At 55.5% G+C, this 15,495-nt stretch carries 19 protein-coding genes; 8 read left to right on the top strand and 11 right to left on the bottom strand.

Going from position 1 to position 15,495, the window contains the following annotated elements:
• Positions 1–173 precede the first annotated feature (173 nt).
• Together AB3G88_RS18610 and AB3G88_RS18615 are read left to right on the top strand one after the other, a co-directional pair.
• The gene (locus AB3G88_RS18610; protein ID WP_158878598.1) at positions 174–1,325 is read left to right on the top strand and encodes a hypothetical protein; all 1,152 of its coding nucleotides are present in this window, start codon (positions 174–176) and stop codon (positions 1,323–1,325) included.
• Positions 1,326–1,707: 382 nt separating this feature from the next.
• Positions 1,708–1,947 (top strand): DUF6124 family protein, encoded by a 240-nt coding sequence (locus tag AB3G88_RS18615; RefSeq protein WP_480451105.1) that lies wholly within the window; start codon positions 1,708–1,710, stop codon positions 1,945–1,947.
• Between the two features lie 409 nt (positions 1,948–2,356).
• On the opposite strand, the gene AB3G88_RS18620 is transcribed toward AB3G88_RS18615, so the two are convergent.
• The 5 genes from AB3G88_RS18620 to AB3G88_RS18640 all read right to left on the bottom strand — a co-directional run bounded on the left by AB3G88_RS18620 (position 2,357) and on the right by AB3G88_RS18640 (position 6,265).
• Entirely contained in the window at positions 2,357–3,982 is a 1,626-nt protein-coding gene (locus AB3G88_RS18620) for a DUF2326 domain-containing protein (protein ID WP_480451107.1), read from the bottom strand.
• Complete coding sequence (locus AB3G88_RS18625) at positions 3,976–4,197, bottom strand: ABC-three component system middle component 7 (protein ID WP_480451109.1); 222 nt, start codon at positions 4,195–4,197, stop codon at positions 3,976–3,978. The genes AB3G88_RS18620 and AB3G88_RS18625 overlap by 7 nt, the downstream gene beginning before the upstream one ends.
• Positions 4,194–5,024: an ABC-three component system protein gene (locus tag AB3G88_RS18630; protein WP_480451112.1), complete on the bottom strand. Its 831-nt coding sequence runs from the start codon at positions 5,022–5,024 to the stop codon at positions 4,194–4,196. Before AB3G88_RS18630 ends, AB3G88_RS18625 begins: the two co-directional genes overlap by 4 nt.
• Positions 5,025–5,325: 301 nt before the next feature.
• Positions 5,326–5,607 (bottom strand): hypothetical protein, encoded by a 282-nt coding sequence (locus AB3G88_RS18635; protein ID WP_480451114.1) that lies wholly within the window; start codon positions 5,605–5,607, stop codon positions 5,326–5,328.
• Positions 5,608–5,662: 55 nt separating this feature from the next.
• The gene (locus AB3G88_RS18640) at positions 5,663–6,265 is read right to left on the bottom strand and encodes a hypothetical protein (protein ID WP_480451116.1); all 603 of its coding nucleotides are present in this window, start codon (positions 6,263–6,265) and stop codon (positions 5,663–5,665) included.
• Between the two features lie 145 nt (positions 6,266–6,410).
• Here AB3G88_RS18640 and AB3G88_RS18645 point away from each other — a divergent pair, with 145 nt between their 5' ends.
• Positions 6,411–7,670 carry an IS256 family transposase gene (locus tag AB3G88_RS18645; RefSeq protein WP_015372597.1) on the top strand — a complete coding sequence of 420 codons (1,260 nt, stop codon included), beginning with the start codon at positions 6,411–6,413 and terminating at the stop codon, positions 7,668–7,670.
• Positions 7,671–7,853: 183 nt separating this feature from the next.
• Here AB3G88_RS18645 and AB3G88_RS18650 read toward each other — a convergent pair whose 3' ends face one another.
• The 3 genes from AB3G88_RS18650 to AB3G88_RS18660 form a co-directional block, all read right to left on the bottom strand.
• Positions 7,854–8,285 (bottom strand): bleomycin resistance protein, encoded by a 432-nt coding sequence (locus AB3G88_RS18650; protein ID WP_480451118.1) that lies wholly within the window; start codon positions 8,283–8,285, stop codon positions 7,854–7,856.
• Between the two features lie 103 nt (positions 8,286–8,388).
• Entirely contained in the window at positions 8,389–8,748 is a 360-nt protein-coding gene (locus tag AB3G88_RS18655) for a hypothetical protein (RefSeq protein ID WP_480451119.1), read from the bottom strand.
• The gene (locus AB3G88_RS18660; protein WP_480451121.1) at positions 8,739–9,713 is read right to left on the bottom strand and encodes a hypothetical protein; all 975 of its coding nucleotides are present in this window, start codon (positions 9,711–9,713) and stop codon (positions 8,739–8,741) included. The genes AB3G88_RS18655 and AB3G88_RS18660 overlap by 10 nt, the downstream gene beginning before the upstream one ends.
• Before the next feature lie 197 nt (positions 9,714–9,910).
• On the opposite strand from AB3G88_RS18660, the gene AB3G88_RS18665 reads away from it, so the two are divergent.
• Complete coding sequence (locus AB3G88_RS18665; protein ID WP_480451123.1) at positions 9,911–10,849, top strand: hypothetical protein; 939 nt, start codon at positions 9,911–9,913, stop codon at positions 10,847–10,849.
• On the opposite strand, the gene AB3G88_RS18670 is transcribed toward AB3G88_RS18665, so the two are convergent.
• Entirely contained in the window at positions 10,846–11,310 is a 465-nt protein-coding gene (locus tag AB3G88_RS18670; RefSeq protein ID WP_480451124.1) for a GNAT family N-acetyltransferase, read from the bottom strand. The genes AB3G88_RS18665 and AB3G88_RS18670 overlap by 4 nt on opposite strands.
• 71 nt (positions 11,311–11,381) lie before the next feature.
• Positions 11,382–12,110 (bottom strand): hypothetical protein, encoded by a 729-nt coding sequence (locus AB3G88_RS18675; RefSeq protein ID WP_480451127.1) that lies wholly within the window; start codon positions 12,108–12,110, stop codon positions 11,382–11,384.
• 149 nt (positions 12,111–12,259) lie between these two features.
• Between AB3G88_RS18675 and AB3G88_RS18680 the strand changes: the two genes are divergently transcribed.
• Positions 12,260–12,625, top strand: coding sequence for a cupin domain-containing protein (locus AB3G88_RS18680; protein ID WP_480451129.1), 366 nt, complete (start codon positions 12,260–12,262; stop codon positions 12,623–12,625).
• Here AB3G88_RS18680 and AB3G88_RS18685 read toward each other — a convergent pair.
• Entirely contained in the window at positions 12,613–12,921 is a 309-nt protein-coding gene (locus AB3G88_RS18685) for a hypothetical protein (protein ID WP_400528119.1), read from the bottom strand. The two genes, AB3G88_RS18680 and AB3G88_RS18685, sit on opposite strands and share 13 nt — an antisense overlap.
• A gap of 145 nt (positions 12,922–13,066) precedes the next feature.
• Here AB3G88_RS18685 and AB3G88_RS18690 point away from each other — a divergent pair, with 145 nt between their 5' ends.
• The 3 genes from AB3G88_RS18690 (at position 13,067) to AB3G88_RS18700 (ending at position 15,489) form a co-directional block, all read left to right on the top strand.
• Entirely contained in the window at positions 13,067–14,317 is a 1,251-nt protein-coding gene (locus AB3G88_RS18690; protein ID WP_480451132.1) for a hypothetical protein, read from the top strand.
• Between the two features lie 22 nt (positions 14,318–14,339).
• Positions 14,340–14,801, top strand: coding sequence for a VOC family protein (locus AB3G88_RS18695; protein WP_112196285.1), 462 nt, complete (start codon positions 14,340–14,342; stop codon positions 14,799–14,801).
• Between the two features lie 61 nt (positions 14,802–14,862).
• Positions 14,863–15,489, top strand: coding sequence for a glutathione S-transferase family protein (locus AB3G88_RS18700; RefSeq protein ID WP_099586290.1), 627 nt, complete (start codon positions 14,863–14,865; stop codon positions 15,487–15,489).
• Positions 15,490–15,495 lie beyond the last annotated feature (6 nt).

The following is a 15,495-nucleotide window of genomic DNA, read 5'->3' on the forward strand; positions in this document are numbered from 1 at the left end:
CCACTGCCGGGGGTGGCATGGTAGACCGATATGCCCTGCAACGGGGCGTTTGCGAGTGAACCGGTTTGAAACTCTAGATGCGCCAGTAATGGCATTTCACTATCATGCAGCGCCCGGCACCGCTTCACCGCGCATGCCCGCACACCTCATTCAATCAAGACCAGGGACAGGCAATGCCGCCACTCAAAACACTGCTCGCCGCCAGCCTGCTGCTGATCTCGCTCCTGCCGAGCGCTGCCAGTGCTGGCCTGTACAGTTCGGACAACAACAACTTTGGCATCCTGAAAACCAACCTCACCGACGCCAGCAAGTACCGCTACGCCGCGCTGGTGTCGACCAGCAGCGAAGGCGACAACTTTGAAACCCTGCACCAGCTCTCACGCGTCTACGCCGAGATCCTGGAAAAAGACATGGGCGTGCCCGTCGCCCTGTACAACGCCGACACCCTGCACCTGAAAAACATCGACACCTACCGCGCCGCGGCCATCGAGCAGATCCAGCGCAAAAACTTCAGCGCCACGGCCGACACCTGCGCAGTGGCCAGCACCTTTCTGTACCCGTCCACCGTCGCCAACCTATTGCGCATCATGGCCCCCGACATCGTCATCCCCCGCAACGACCCCGCGCTCCACGCCCAACTGGTCGATGTGTCCAAGCACTTCCTGGCGCAAGACCTGGGCGTGCTGATGAAAATGTGCGACGCCTCGCCGTCACGCAAACAAACCGCCGCCTTCAAAGAATTCCTGGAAGCCCTGCAAAAAGCGCAGCCCTACATCGCCAGCACCGCACGCCTGAGCCAGCACCGCATACAGGCCAACGCCGAACAAAACGCCGAAGACGCCCGCCGCGCAGACATCGACCGCAAGGCCCTTGCCCGCAAAGCCGAGCAGGACAAAGCCTACCAAGCCGCCGAAGACGCCCGCGACGCAAAAATCCTCGCCGACCAAGCCGCCGTACGCGAAGAACAACGCCTCAAGGCCCAACGCGCCGAACAAACCCGCCAACAAGCCCTGGCCGCCCGCACCCCCGAACAAGTGAACAGGGACAACCAACAAAACGAAGACGTGCACTTCTGCTACAAATACGCCGCCATGAACAAAGTGGCCACCGACGCCAACAACCAAGGGATGTCCATCGAACGCGCCGAGCAGGTCCTGGTGGATATGAGAGGCCTCAAAGGCCAGGATGCCGAAGACATGCGCAGCACCATCCGCGTCGTGCGCCTGACCCACGCCAACGACACCCCCAACCAAGCCTTCACCCTCGAATACGACCGCTGCCTGGCACTGCGTGCCAAGAAACGCGCAGAGGGCTCACTAAACTGATCCCTCTGTGGCGAGGAAGCTTGCTCTTGCTGGGCTGCGCAGCAGCCCCAATACCATCAGCCACACAGACGAATAACCAGGCGACATCGCCTTGCTCCATTGCCTACGCTTGCGTCAGAATCCGCCGGCTTGTGCGCTGGGGTGGCCGCCTTTAAGGTTGCCCGGTCGCCGACATCTCGGTGATCGGGTTTAGTAGCCTGAGTTTGGTATCTATAAGTGCATGAGCGTCATCAATCAGACATCGCGTCTGTACTTGATGGTGGCTGTACGCAGGGCGCCTTCGGGCGCGCCGGCTTTAGATATCCACCGGTCTACTAACCTGCGTACAGCTGCCACCCACCGTTTAGTAGCGGGAAGTGGCGGCCCAATTCAGGATATCTTTATGCTCAACGTCACACCGGATTCACCCCCCCTCTTCACCGTCACCCCCGACGCCAGCAACGAAACCCTCCTCACCAACAGCTACGAGACCTTCACCTCCGTCAGCACCTTGCTGCTCGACCTGTCCGAAGACCTCAACGGCAAACACCGCGACATTGCGCTGGCGATTCACCAACTGAGTGAATTGGGCGTGCTGCTGACCGCCAAACTGCTCGACCGCGAAGTGGCTTGCGCCGGCTGATACCGGGCCCTTCATTCGATAGCGTGACCACTCGCCGTGTCGTTGTAAGGCATATACAACGATTCGGCGATTCAGGTATTGATGTATTGGGTAAATGATCATGCCCGCGACCTAGACGGCGAGGCGGTAAGGAGTTAAATCACTACCGAGCCTACATGGTGAAACTTTTAGCCGCTAAGGGTCTGCTTTCGGTCAGGAACGGTCAATCCAATCGTTGAAATCTCGCAGATTATCAACGTACTCCATTGCTGAGCTATCACGTCGGTACGGCGTACTTGTTTGAACGTCGCTCGCAACTTTTCGTATAACGCCTAGGACGATGGGGACCAATTTAGTAGGGAGGGCGGAGCGACGTTCTGCGACTAATGGCAGCAGGGTTGCGCTACTGCCGTATGTCGCGGATTTTGGGTCAGCCGACTGGAGTGATGTCTTTTTCTTTTCGCCAGTCCACGGTGTAAAGAAGCTTCTCAGCGTTCAGATACAGTACCGCGCATGATTCGACAAGTGTCTTGGCCGAGGTTGTTTCTACGATTTCTCCGTCGAGCGAAATGAAGCTTTGCTGGTTCAGAGACTGGTACACACGAAGTATGTTTTCAATCGCTTTATTTTCGACGTTTTTAAACAAAATTGAATCGTGAACCAAGAATGGAATAGTCGTATGCCTTAGCAAGGAGGTGTCTAGAAGGATTAGGTTCGAGTAAGCCTTGCCTGTGCCGGTATCCTTGGGTATTTCATAGCTATATTTTTCTGGCATAAGTTCAAGTTTTGGTGAGGATCGGACCTCTCCATAGATGAAATTCACCAACCCCTCAATGTCGTTGTTCAGCCTGCTTTCAACATCTGACAATATAACTATTTTTTGCCCTTTAAGCTTGTCTTTAAGATCTTTGATTGCTTTTTTGATGTCGATAAACTTTTCATACAACTCGTTTTCTTTGGTGAGACTGGAAAGCTCCAGAGAAATGTCAATTACTGAGTCGACGATAAATGCAGGGTTGCCCGAGTTTTTCAACGCCTTGGCGATGGCTGCGGTGCATATAGAAATCTGGGCATCAACAATTCCTAACTGTTCGGACAGTTCTTGCGCTTTTGCTTTAATTTCTTTGCGAAGTATACGAGTCAAGCCATTATGAAAAGACTCAATATTGTCTAGCTTTTCTAGATTGAGCGATGGAATGATTTCAAGCAGCGGATGAAAACTTCGCTTGGAAACATTTTTATTGTCCTCAAGATTGGCTCTGACTCGCTCAAGCTCGCTTGAAATAGACATCCTTATTTCGAGTAATTGATTTTTTTGAGCTTTTTGCTCTAGAACGACTTCGTCAATCAACTCATTGATGGACATCGCCAAGCTGGAGATCTCAGTCCTGATTTTGTCCAAGCGGACTTTCTGCAGCGCAATATCCTCAGTATTTTTATTGTATTTTGTCTTGGTGATTTTGGGAATGATGCTTTGTTTTGCTGCAGCATTTAGGGACTTTTGCTCAGCTAGCAAATCGGCCTGCCGTATCGACATGTCTGCCAGTGGACTGAACCGTTTGAAAACTTTAATCAGCCAATCGATGCACTGGGATCCGCTTTCCTGATTGAAATTATGGAGAGGCCTCCTTACATCTAGGTTGTCACGCCCCCAAACTCGTGTCACCAAAGACACTACGGATCGGAAACTCAGATCTTCAATGCTGTTGGTGTAGTGAAGACGCAAGAAGTCTAGATACGCTGAGGCGCTGAGTTCGAGTTTGGTGCCATCGGATTCATGAAGATGCAGAAGCGTAGGGGTGCCGGTGTTTCTTTCAAAAATATAGCCTTTATCTAACTGAAGTTTAAAAATGTAGCTGTGATGCCCCAGTGTTTCGTGAACATCTTTGCTATGAGTTATCAGCGTGTCACCACCATAAACGAAATCAATAATCTTCAGAAGTGTCGACTTACCAATCGAGTTGGAGTTGGCCCGATCTCCCACGATAATATTTAATTTCCCCTTGAAGACGACGCGCTTTTCAGTGAACCACTCGCACTCGATATAGATCAGCATCTTGAGACAATCCCTGTCGTAAGGTTTACCTGGAGAACATTGCTAAGATGCAGGATTTCTATGGCGTAGAGAAATCGCTCGATGGAACCTATACTTGAAGACGTTTTTTTGTATAGTTCCACAAGCGATATAGGTTGCTCGACGGAGGCGTGCACCTTTTCTGCATGGCCCAGAGATGATTCTGCGAACGGTATAAATTTATTTGGCGTAATCATTCAAAAATCTCGCAGTTTTGAATAAAAAATGATGCGATGATTTCCGAAGCCTCATTGGAGTCAGAGCCAGAACGATGACAAATCCAGTCTACTATATTCTTGAATATTACCTGTTGGTTCTGTGTTTGCTTCTTTTGCAGCAGATAGTAAGTTTTTACTTGGAGAGAAATCATAGTCGATGAATCCGGGGATTCTGCTTCCACAAGCTGTAACTTCTTACGCACGAAAGAAAAATAATTGCTGACATTTTCCTTGATGCGGTTCTTTGTTAGACGCGTCATGGTGTCATTGATCTTCGAGCTGAGTTCTTTTGGTTCAAGACTCAGTTCAATATCCTCATCAGATACGCCTTCAAGCGCATCAATAATTTTCGCAATCTCGTTTTCAATGGCGTATTCATCCATGAGTTTGGACTGACGGCTACGCTCGATGATTGACTGCTTTAACGCGACCATTTCCCTATAGCCATCAACTGTCCGTGGATTGTCGAATTCAGTATGACAAAGAATGCAAAGAGCGATGAGGTTGTCCGGGTGATCCACGTTTTCGTGGAGCCTGAACTCATCTTTGAGAAGCCCTAATTCTTTAGGTTTTGGATTTAGTGGATAGATATGTGCAAGTTCATATTTTTTATTGGATGTCTTGGCCTTCTCGTACATTAAAGGCTTTCGACATTTAGGACATTTGGCCGAAACCTCGCCCACTAACATGATATTGATGTTTTCGGAGAAACTCTTGCGTTTGTTCGTGGGCATGCTCTGATCCTTGAGAACGAAGCGAGCAAAATAAGCTGGGGCGGATGATAGCGGAATGAGATCGCTGGACATAGCCTCTCATTCGGGTAACGGCCTCTAAGTGCTGCCCCCTATGCTTCAGGATTAGCACGGGCTTGCTCCTAACGGCCTGGCGCCCGCGTCGAGAGTAGGCAAAGCTGGGTGGTTCAGGATGGCCCCTGACCACTTTTTCGATACTTGTGGCGGACACCGAAGCGTTACGAAAACTATCTCGCGAATGTCTGGTATTGGCTGATATCTGCGAGTCACCAAAGCTTAAGATAGGGCCAAAACTCATACCTACCGCCTGCCAACCTCACAGCCACAACTCACAGCGCCAAATAACCACATAAACTCACCCATAACCAGCCAACCACGGCTCCTGCTCAATAGTCGCAACATCCCCCTCCGCCAATAACCCCCACAATTCCAGAATCTTGCCTCCCGGTACTTGCCTCATGTGGCGAGGATCACCGGTCTCCAGATTTTCAAAAATGACGGTGCCCGACAGGTTTACAGCGATGCACCACTCTGCATCGTTGGTCACCGACACCTGCCCATGCTCATCATCTTGCCCGCGCGTTTGCAGTTCGGCGAGAAGCTCAGGGAATGTGTGTATGCCAGGATCAGCGTTCATGGCACCGTATCTGTGACTGACGTGATAACCCATATTGATCTCGTGGTTAGCCTATTTATAAAACGTCAACGCCGGGATAGAGGTCCGCAGGCGGATGGTAATCGGGATCCTCGAAGCGGCTATTGTTGTAATGGGTTTTGGCTGTCGGCCCTTCGCCCTTGTACGTCACCTGCGAGTTTGGCGTGAGATGCCACCCCTCTCCGTCTTTGTCGCGCTCGATCAGCGACGGGTACAACGTGCAAGTGCCTGATGAACCTGATGTCAGCCTGAACTGGTAAAAGCGCCCAGCCTGGGGCGTGAACTTCGCCGTGACGAAGCAGGATCGCGTACGTGCGCCCTCCCAAGACATGCCCACGTGCGTTTCGATGCCGGGCCGGATTTGCGTCTCGTAATAGTCCGACGTGAGGTTTTGCCCCGCTTTCGGCATCCCCTGATCCTGGGTATGGATGAACGGAAGCAGCCCGCTGCGAATCACGCCACCCGAACGTTTACCGTTTTCGTATTGGTACAGATCGGCATGCTGCGTGAAGTTGACGATGCGTATCCAGGCGGGGTTGGGCTCGTTTACAGGGGCCGCGAAGTAATCGGTGTGGGGGAAATACTGGCAGCCTGCGAACAACGGCAGGGCCAGCAGGCAGAGCGCAGTGCGTATCGACATGAAGCCTGTCCTTTTGCGGAGTCAGGGTAGAGACCACGAGAAAGGAGGCGCATTGCATAACAGGTGATAAATTCGTGGGAGCCGATAGCGACGGGACTGTCATAAATTTTGTGTTCGGGCATAACATGTTGATAGAGGTGCATGTATGCCGACCAAAAAGAAACCGGCCCGTGAGGCCCCGCGAGACCTTCCATCCATTCCCCAAGAGCTGATCGACCAGTTCGTCAGCGGCCCGATGAGTGCCGAAGCCATTCAGGATGCCTCGATGGCGTTCAAAAAGGCGCTGATCGAGCGAGCTCTTGGTGCCGAGTTGGGCCACCACCTTGGCTATCCTCAGGGCGCGGAGCGCCCTGAGGAGTCGAGTAACCAGCGCAACGGCAAGAGCGGAAAAACGGTGCTAACCGATGACGGTCCGCTGCGTTTGGACATTCCCAGAGACCGTGATGGAAGCTTTGCTCCGATTCTGATCCCCAAACACGAACGGCGTTTTACCGGCTTCGATGACAAGATTATCGCGATGTATGCCCGAGGCATGACGGTTCGCGAAATCCGGGCGTTTCTCTCTGAACAGTACGGAACAGACGTCTCTCACGATTTCATCAGCTCCGTCACTGACGCAGTGTTGGAGGAGGTTACCGCCTGGCAACAGCGACCGCTTGAACCGATGTACCCGGTAATTTTCTTCGATGCATTGCGAGTCAAAATTCGCGACGAAGGCTTGGTTCGCAACAAAGCGATCTACTTGGCACTGGGAGTATTGCCGGACGGAACGCGAGATATTCTGGGCATTTGGATTGAAACAACCGAAGGCGCCAAATTTTGGATGAAGGTCTTTAACGACCTGAAAACCCGAGGCGTCGAAGACGTCTTGATCGCCGTAACTGACGGTCTCAAAGGCATGCCCGAAGCGCTGAGTGCTGTGTTTCCTGAGACGACGTTGCAGACCTGCATCGTCCACCTGATCCGTAACAGCCTCGATTACGCCCCGTGGGATAAGCGCCGTGAGCTGGCCAAGGCACTGAAACCGATCTATCAAGCACTCAATGCTGACGCCGCAGAACAAGCGCTACTGGCTTTCGAAGCCGGGCCTTGGGGTAAGCAATATCCGACAGTCGTATCAGCTTGGAAACGTGCTTGGGATCGAGTTATCCCGTTCTTCGTGTTTCCCCCGGCGATACGCAAAGTGATCTACACAACCAATGCCATCGAGAGTATCAATGCCCAGTTGCGCAAGGTCATCAAGACGCGAGGCCACTTCCCAACGGATGAGGCCGCGACAAAACTAATCTGGCTGGCATTACGAAATATCACCGCGAACTGGGGCAGTGCAGCTCATGATTGGAAGAACGCAATGAATCAATTTGCGATTCTGTACGGAGATCGATTTATCAGGCCGACCTGGTAAAGATGGCCTGCCTGACGGCAGGCCGTAACCGGCCCGAACACAAAAAATCTGACACTCTCATAGCGACGCGCTTGATCATTGCGGCACGCAGGCAGCCGCCGAACACTCTGCCGTCGTGAAAGGCGGTGTTCGGCCAAGACTCATGTGCCACAACCCGAAGTTGACGATCGTCTTGGCTCAGATTCAGATTGAGCGGGCCGGTCGCTCGCCCAGCCGCTCTGCCAACCTTACGAGATAACCGTCGGTATCCTGGACGATAAATTCTCGCTGACCGACTTCTACGTTTTCAGCCCGATACCAGGTGTCTTTGCATTCTCGGTAGAGCGTAAATCCAGCCTGCTCAAGTCTTTGGATGACGGGGGCGACAGCCTCAACATCAATCTGTAGGTTCATGCCTCTTCCAAACGGCCTGGTCAACGGCGCCGTCAGCCATTGACCCGCGTCCGAATCAATTTGCTCAAGCATTACTTGCGCTCCGTTCAAATCAAGGTAGGCAAATCCATCTTCCGGGCGTTGATACGCTACGTTGAACCCCAGGCAAGAAACCCAAAAAGCCAAGCTGCTTTCCAGGTTGGTGACCATTAACTCCGGAACCAGTTTATTACGCTCGAACATGAGATGACTTCCATTTCAAAACGCGAATGTGTGCAGGCGGGCAGTTTCTGACAGCTACAGAAACTCGGCCAGCTTTAATTTATTTTCATAGAAACCACATCACCTACAAAACATAACGCCCCACCGACAACAAAACTATCTGCACAATCAAGTAGTCCGGCCACAGCGCCCAACGCTTGAGGGAAATCGGAACGGAAACAAGCTCTTCTTCACTCACATCACCCAGCCGGGTGTAACTCTTGGGGAACATAAAAAACAAACCGATCTGCCCCATGCGCATGGCTTTATCCCTCGGTCGATTACCGGGCCAAAGCCGCTTATTGTGTTGAACAATCTTATTGCCCGCAAAATACTGCTCCAGCTTTTCAAGCTTGAAGTAGTACGAATACAGCAGTAACGCGACGGCAATAACGACCTCCACACCCACCAGAAATGTGATGACCTTGTAGCCAGCTATATCCATAGGTCATCGGCCATATAAAGTTCTTCGCCAAGCTGTGCGCCATGACCACCGAAATAGCTTCCGCCCATATACCCACCCGTAGCCCCACCGATAACGCCGCATGAAACACGGCCTACACCTTTGGTAGCAATGCCCAAAAACAACCTACATAAAGCGAGTCCAACTTTACCGCCCGCCTCACCCCCCATAATGGATCCACCAACACTCCCCGCCAACCTGCCCCCTTCCACAAACTGCGCTTTACGACACTCCTCCTCCCGCCCCTCCGTACACGCCGCGCTCACCTTCAAGCCTGCCCCTCCCACGTCCAGCGCCAGACCGATGTAAGTTCCCTTGCGCAACTGCCGAGCTATCGAAGCAATGCGTTGGATGCGCTCTGCATAGCCTTTGATATCGCCTTTGTGCAGGACGCTTTTGGTCGATATCTGCAGAATCCACTTCAACGAACTATTACTGCGCAACCCTGTGCCAAACCGCGCGGCGCCTTGTAATTGGTCATTCAGTTGTTTAAGCAGCGCTCGGCGTTGTTCAAAGAACGTATCCCGGTCCACGGTGCCATTCTTGAGCCGAGCATAAGCCTGTTCGATGTCTTCCAGAGTGTGGCGGACATCATTGAGGTGGGTACTCCAGGCAGATGTGGCGCTACCGACACCCAAGGAGGTGTAACCCGCCAAGCTCTGCAGCAAATCGTAGTGACTGATCACAAAGCCACCGACCTCTGCATCGCGGTCCAGCACCTGGCTGATTTCAGCGGCCCGTGTCATTAACCAGGCTTCGTCAGCGGTACTTTCTTTGGTGGTATGACTTGGCACAATAACTAGATACCCCGCTCTTATAAAAGGACGGGGTAGATGCGCGTTCAGTGCATCGAATTTCTGCGCGGCCAGGGGCGATGCGCCACTGAGTTCCATACGCCTCAGACTCGCGTAATCAATGAATTTTTGATTGATATAAGCCGTTGCCATGTCCGATTTCCGACCTCGATAAAAGAAGAGTTCGAAATATAAAATCGGATTTTTCTACGTGGGCAGAAATCAATGGGGCAAAAACTCACTTTCAGAAAGAAGCTACAAGCCAGCAGATCAAAACCTACAGGCATCAGGTATTCTGCCCAGCGTCAACCCCCCCCCGGCCTGCTTTAAACGCGCATCAGGAGAGTTGCATGTTGATTGGCCATCGCTTCGAGCGCACCGCCCAGGATGACTTGCACGTCCACTCGCGCAACGGCGTGCAAAGCGTGTTTGTGCTGCTGACTGGCGCAATGGCGTTCATCCTGCCTTTGGCCTTCGTGCTGTTCTGGTTCACCGACGGCGGCTCGCAGTTGGCAGAGGTGGATCCGCTGAGTTCGCTGCTGATCGTACTCCTGCTGCTGCTTATTCCCGCCCTTGGCCTGCTGCTGATGGTGTACACCGGCACCCGCGAGACGTTGCTGTTGTCGCGAGTGAACGGTGAGGGCAAGCGCCGCACCCGAAACTTTTTCGGTAGCCGCGAGCGTGTGCAGTCGGTCTTCAGCATCGATAAACCCCACCACCTCGAACTTCGCCGCCGCCCGCAGGCCGAGCCCGCCTACACCCAGCTGTGGCTGGTGATGCGCGACGGCACCGAGCAGCGGTTGACCACCGATAACGTGCCGGTGGTGCCGGGGAGCAAACGCACCGATGTGTGGCTGCGTGAGTTGGCCGATTACCTGGGCGTGGCGGTGCCCACTGAGGTGGTCGTGGGGTCGGCAACGCCGGCGCCCTATAGACCTGCGCCAGCACCGGCGAAGGTCGCCAGGCGGCGCAAACTCGGGGGGCCCACGCCTGCGGCTGAGTCCACCGATAAGCTCGGCATTGCGGCACGTGCCCTGCTTTCACTGCTGGGTGCATTCTTCGCGGTGCTGGAGCTGACGCATGTCGTCGGCTTGGTGCGCGCGCTGTTCACTGGGCGGCTGCGGGTCAGCGGTGTTCGCTCAGGCTCGGCGAGCTTTTACTGGGCCGAGCAGCCGTGGGTGTTTTCATTCAATGTACTGGTGGGTGTGGTCGAGGTGCTGATTATCGGCGTGATCGCCTGGGGGTGTGTGCGTACGGCGATTCTGGGGCGGATGAAGGCCAATCATTAAGAGCCGCTGACACGCACATAGTAGTTATCGAACTCACCGCTCTCCACGAACACGAAACCATGACGTGTATAAAAGCGATTGGCAGCGCTTTCCTTGAGAGCGCCCACGTTGAGGGAGCGACGTAGCTGATCAGCTTCTCTAAAAATCTGATTCAGCACGTAAGCGCCAATTCCGGCCCGCTGAGCGTTTGGTATGACGTAAAGGTGCTCAAGCAAAAGCTCGCGCTGATGGTCTTTGACCACCACAAAACCGACCAACTCGCCCGCTACTTCTATGCGGCGCGTGCTCTGGACGTCGAACCCCGCGACAAATCGCTCGCGCGCGCGTCGGGGGTCGAAGCGCCCAACGCGTTCGAGACTCTCGCGCATGGCTTCAATTCTGATGGCGACCAGATCTTCCAGGTCGTCATGGGAAGCTGCGGCCAAGACGACAACAGCGTGTTGATCAGCACAGCGGGGCATTGCACACATCCTATAAGTGGTGACGCAGCGCGGGGCAAGCCCGTTCACTACAAAAAGCCTGCATGCGTGGGTCACGCCTGGGTACTGAACCGCTGTGCTGCCCGCCGCGCCAACATCGCCGCTTCCGTCGCCTCAGTCGCCCGTTCGCCTTTGTAGGCCAGTTGGGTCACAAACTCTGCGTCCCTGAACTCGGCCGGTACCAGGCTGTGCTTGTCTTTGAACAGCGGCGCCAGGTCGATGGTGTTGGCGAAGTTTTCCTGGGTCAGGCTGTAGTAGCCCATGGCACTGCCGGACCAGGGCGAGCTGGCGTCTGTCATGTCGATGGCGGCATCACGGTACGTGACGGCGGCGGTCTTGAGGCCCAGGGATTTGTTGAGCAGATCCGTGAGCCGCTGGGTGTCGGAGCTGTTGAGCTGGCCGGCGGTATTAAGCACTTTCAGACTGCCGTCAGCGTCTACTGTGAAGCCATATTTCTTGCTGGCAAGGTCGGGGGCGGTGGTAGAAAGCGTTGCCTGGAACGCCTGGAACGAGGCTTTAAGCGTGCTGTGCGCAGACCTGAAGAGCTCGGCGTATCGAGGGTACTCGGGCGATTCGGAGCGACCGACCCAGGTGTCGACGACCTCCAACGGTTTTGCCGTGGTGCTGGTGTCTTCACTGGGGTGGTAGATGGCGGCTGGCGCCGCGTTTGCCAGGGCGACCTTGGCAACATCCGTCAGCGGTTGAGGCACCAGCTTTTGGTCGGACGGTGCGAGGCTGGTGCTGGCTGGGGGGAGATAGGCGGAGCTGACGGAGAGTGCCATTTAATCGGTCCATGATTAGCGGGTTCCTGAAGGTTATCGACGGGAACCGGGCAAGCTTGAATCAAGACGCCTCTGCTTGCAGGATCGTACAAGCCTGCCAACTCGCTACTTGGGTAGCCTTGGGCTTCTCACCCATCCAAGGATCCACCATGGCTCAGCATCCGGTAAATCTCACCCACAAAGCCTCGCTCATCGATCAGCAGTGGAGCCCTAGGTTGGTCGCGCAAATGAACGACTACCAGTTCAAGGTGGTGCGTATCGAGGGTGAATTCATCTGGCACACGCACCCGGAAACCGATGAGGCCTTTCTGGTGCTGGAAGGCACGCTGCGTATCGACCTGCAGGACGGCCCGGTATACGTGGCGGCGGGCGAACTGTATGTGGTGCCGCGTGGCGTCGAACACCGCACCGCCGCAGAAGGCGAAGCCAAGCTGATGATGATCGAACCACGCGGCATCTTGAATACCGGTCACGAAGGCGGTGAACGCACAGCTGAAAATGATCAGTGGATCTGATCAGCAGCGCCCCCCACCAGCGCCAGTAATTCATTCACCAACTCAGCCGCCTCTTGCTGATAGCCCTCCCGCCAGCGCGCCGACCAATCCTGCGGCCGACCGTCCTCTTCCCAAGCCGATAACGCCAAGCCGTTGACGATTTCCAGCTCAAACCACTGGCGCTGCCACCCGGCAGCGTCCGTTACCAGAGTGGTGTCGTGCCACAGGAACTCGGTGTGGGCGACAAAACGGCTCCAGCAGAACAGATCGTCTGAGGCCTGTTCCGCAAGTCTGATCAGTTGTGCTTTGTTATCCATGACTGGCTATTTGCCCTTGATTTCTTCCAACCGCGTGACAGCGCCTCGCACCGCAGCAATTGGCGTGTACGCCTGCAACGCTAGTGGCCACCCTGCAATCTCTGGATAATACCCTCCTCCCGCCCCGATACGGATATCCCGTTTTATGAAGTCGCCCGCGTCCGCCCTGCTCCTCGCGTCTGCCCTGTTGCTGCCAGCCATCGCCCACGCCGACGACGCCGCGCTCGCCGACACACTCAAGGCCTTCACCCGCTGCGACGCAACGTTCTTCAGCCGCCTGAACACCCACCACGCCGCATGGCAGGCCTATGCGCCGCTCAAGCAGGACAAGGATTTCACCTGGATCGCCGTTAGAAACCGTGCCGACCGCAACGCCAACCAAGTGCCCGTCAGCGCGCCGCCCATTGCGGGCCTGAAGCTGTTGTCGTATGCCGATGAGGCCACCGACCTCGATCAGTTGGGGCGCTACTATTACTGGGGTTTTGTTGTGCAAGGCGGCGTCGAAGAAGTTGCCCAACGCCTGGCCCCGCTGCTGGAACAACCTGCACGGCTGCAAAAAATCGACGGGGCCTATATTCGCAGCGAACTCAAGGTCGACGACCACTGGCAGGCGATCAAGCCGCAACCCGGCAAGGCACCGGGCACGCGCCACGTTGAGCGGGTGCTGATCGTCGAGCCGGATGGCGAGCACACACGCGTCAGTTGCTCGGTACAGGGCGGCGTCGATGCGGCGCTGCTGGCGTGGCTGCGGCCGGACATCGCGCCGGTCGACTACCCGCGCACCGTGGTCGAAACCAGCATCAACGATGTCGAGGTACCCGCCAGTGTGCTCCAAGGCCTTGCCGCGCCACTGTTGCAACCGAAGTTCAAGAGGTTGAGCTACACCTACCTGTCCAAGAAAGGCGACGGCAGCCAGGACAGCCCGACCTCGGTCACCTTCACCGCCGACGGCGGCCTGCTGAAGAAGAACGAGGTCTACGGCGACACCTTCAACGTCGATCGCCTGATGCTGGCCGACCTGATCCAGCTGAAGTCAAAAATGAACGGCGTCGGCGATGGGCGCGTGCTGCAAACCCTCGCCGTCGAATTGAACGCGCCGAGCAGTTGGGCCCCTGGCCAAACCTTGCGCGCAGACATGCAGATGCTGAACGTGCCCGCCAAGCCCACCGACACACCTACCGCCACCTCATTGGTGTGCAAGGTGGGTGAACGCTTCCCGGCGCGCCAGGTGTTTGCTTCGCTGACCGGAGACGCCATCAAGCTTGAGTGCGACCAGGGCGACTACAAGACCTCGCGAGCGTTTATCGAGGATTTGGGGGTGGCGCTGACGCTGGAGTCGACGTCGAGCCAGTTCCACTACGTGAATCAATACACTGCGCTGGAAGTCGTGCGCTGATCGAGCTATTGGGAGGCAGGCCATGGAACTGAAATTCAGTCACGTCGATGTGCTGGTCAACGACCTTGAAGAGGCCTGCGCCTACTACGCACAGATCCTCAAGGCGCGTATCTCCAAGACCTTCGTCTGGGACCGCGGCGGCCTGCATGTGCGCTACGCCGTGGCGCTGATGGGCCAGGAGCGGTTCATGCTGGTACAGCCGATTGCCGGCAATTTGCGGGCGCTGTTGGACGCCCACGGCGAGGGCATGATTTACCGCCACTGCTACTCGACGCCCGACATTGAGCTGGCCTACGACGAACTGATCGCGTCGGGCGTACAACCCGAAGATGAAAACGGCCAGCCGTTGGCGCGGGAGAACCTGCAAAGCCCGTCCGGCGGGCGCATTATCTGGCTGCCCAAGCGCTTTGGGCATTTCTCTATGGAGATTCTGGAAGAGAAAGGCTTGGAGGCCTTCATCGAAGAGGCGTTTAGCGCCGATTAAGGGCACTCTACGGCGGCACAGCAGTCTGCTCCTAACACACCCCTTGCCCAGCGGAGTTCCCATGATCATTGTTCACCACCTCAACAACTCACGCTCGCAGCGCATCCTGTGGCTGCTGGAAGAACTTGGCCTGCCTTACGAGATCAAGCGCTACCAGCGCGACCCGAAGACCAACCTCGCGCCCCCTGAACTCAAGGCGATCAACGCCCTGGGCAAGTCGCCGGTGATTGAAGACGGCGCCAACGTGGTGATCGAGTCCGGCGCCATCGTCGACTACCTGATCCGCCGCCACGGCGACGGGCGCCTGCAACCCGAGCCTGCCAGCGCCGACTACGACCAGTACGTGCAATGGCTGCACTTCGCCGAAGGTTCGGCCATGTTGCCGCTGATGCTCAATCTGTATGTGGGTCGCCTGGGTGAGGCCGGGGCACCGTTGCATCCGCGTATCGAATCCGAAGTGGCCAATTACCTGGGTTATCTGAACGATGCGCTGGGACACACGCCGTACCTGCTGGGTGATGAGCTGAGCGGTGCGGATATCCAGATGAGCTTTATCGGTGAAATCGCCAAGGCCCAGGGCAAGTTGCAGGCCTACCCGCACCTGGCGGCTTGGGTGCAGCGTTTCCAGGCGCGGCCGGCGTATCGCCAGGCGCTGGAACAGGGTGGCGAGTATGCATTTGCCAAATAAGTGAAC

The organism is Pseudomonas arvensis, from assembly GCF_056688935.1.

Bases quoted from the DNA above. Each gene is read 5' to 3' on its own strand.
- AB3G88_RS18680 (WP_480451129.1), top strand. From the start codon at position 12,260: ATGGCTCAGCATCCGGTAAATCTCACCCACAAAGCCTCGCTCATCGAT.
- AB3G88_RS18685 (WP_400528119.1), bottom strand. From the start codon at position 12,921: ATGGATAACAAAGCACAACTGATCAGACTTGCGGAACAGGCCTCAGAC.
- AB3G88_RS18620 (WP_480451107.1), bottom strand. From the start codon at position 3,982: ATGCTGATCTATATCGAGTGCGAGTGGTTCACTGAAAAGCGCGTCGTC.
- AB3G88_RS18675 (WP_480451127.1), bottom strand. From the start codon at position 12,110: ATGGCACTCTCCGTCAGCTCCGCCTATCTCCCCCCAGCCAGCACCAGC.
- AB3G88_RS18665 (WP_480451123.1), top strand. From the start codon at position 9,911: ATGTTGATTGGCCATCGCTTCGAGCGCACCGCCCAGGATGACTTGCAC.
- AB3G88_RS18700 (WP_099586290.1), top strand. From the start codon at position 14,863: ATGATCATTGTTCACCACCTCAACAACTCACGCTCGCAGCGCATCCTG.
- AB3G88_RS18630 (WP_480451112.1), bottom strand. From the start codon at position 5,024: ATGTCCAGCGATCTCATTCCGCTATCATCCGCCCCAGCTTATTTTGCT.
- AB3G88_RS18695 (WP_112196285.1), top strand. From the start codon at position 14,340: ATGGAACTGAAATTCAGTCACGTCGATGTGCTGGTCAACGACCTTGAA.
- AB3G88_RS18640 (WP_480451116.1), bottom strand. From the start codon at position 6,265: ATGTCGATACGCACTGCGCTCTGCCTGCTGGCCCTGCCGTTGTTCGCA.
- AB3G88_RS18650 (WP_480451118.1), bottom strand. From the start codon at position 8,285: ATGTTCGAGCGTAATAAACTGGTTCCGGAGTTAATGGTCACCAACCTG.
- AB3G88_RS18635 (WP_480451114.1), bottom strand. From the start codon at position 5,607: ATGAACGCTGATCCTGGCATACACACATTCCCTGAGCTTCTCGCCGAA.
- AB3G88_RS18625 (WP_480451109.1), bottom strand. From the start codon at position 4,197: ATGATTACGCCAAATAAATTTATACCGTTCGCAGAATCATCTCTGGGC.
- AB3G88_RS18690 (WP_480451132.1), top strand. From the start codon at position 13,067: ATGAAGTCGCCCGCGTCCGCCCTGCTCCTCGCGTCTGCCCTGTTGCTG.
- AB3G88_RS18610 (WP_158878598.1), top strand. From the start codon at position 174: ATGCCGCCACTCAAAACACTGCTCGCCGCCAGCCTGCTGCTGATCTCG.
- AB3G88_RS18670 (WP_480451124.1), bottom strand. From the start codon at position 11,310: ATGCCCCGCTGTGCTGATCAACACGCTGTTGTCGTCTTGGCCGCAGCT.
- AB3G88_RS18660 (WP_480451121.1), bottom strand. From the start codon at position 9,713: ATGGCAACGGCTTATATCAATCAAAAATTCATTGATTACGCGAGTCTG.
- AB3G88_RS18615 (WP_480451105.1), top strand. From the start codon at position 1,708: ATGCTCAACGTCACACCGGATTCACCCCCCCTCTTCACCGTCACCCCC.
- AB3G88_RS18655 (WP_480451119.1), bottom strand. From the start codon at position 8,748: ATGGATATAGCTGGCTACAAGGTCATCACATTTCTGGTGGGTGTGGAG.
- AB3G88_RS18645 (WP_015372597.1), top strand. From the start codon at position 6,411: ATGCCGACCAAAAAGAAACCGGCCCGTGAGGCCCCGCGAGACCTTCCA.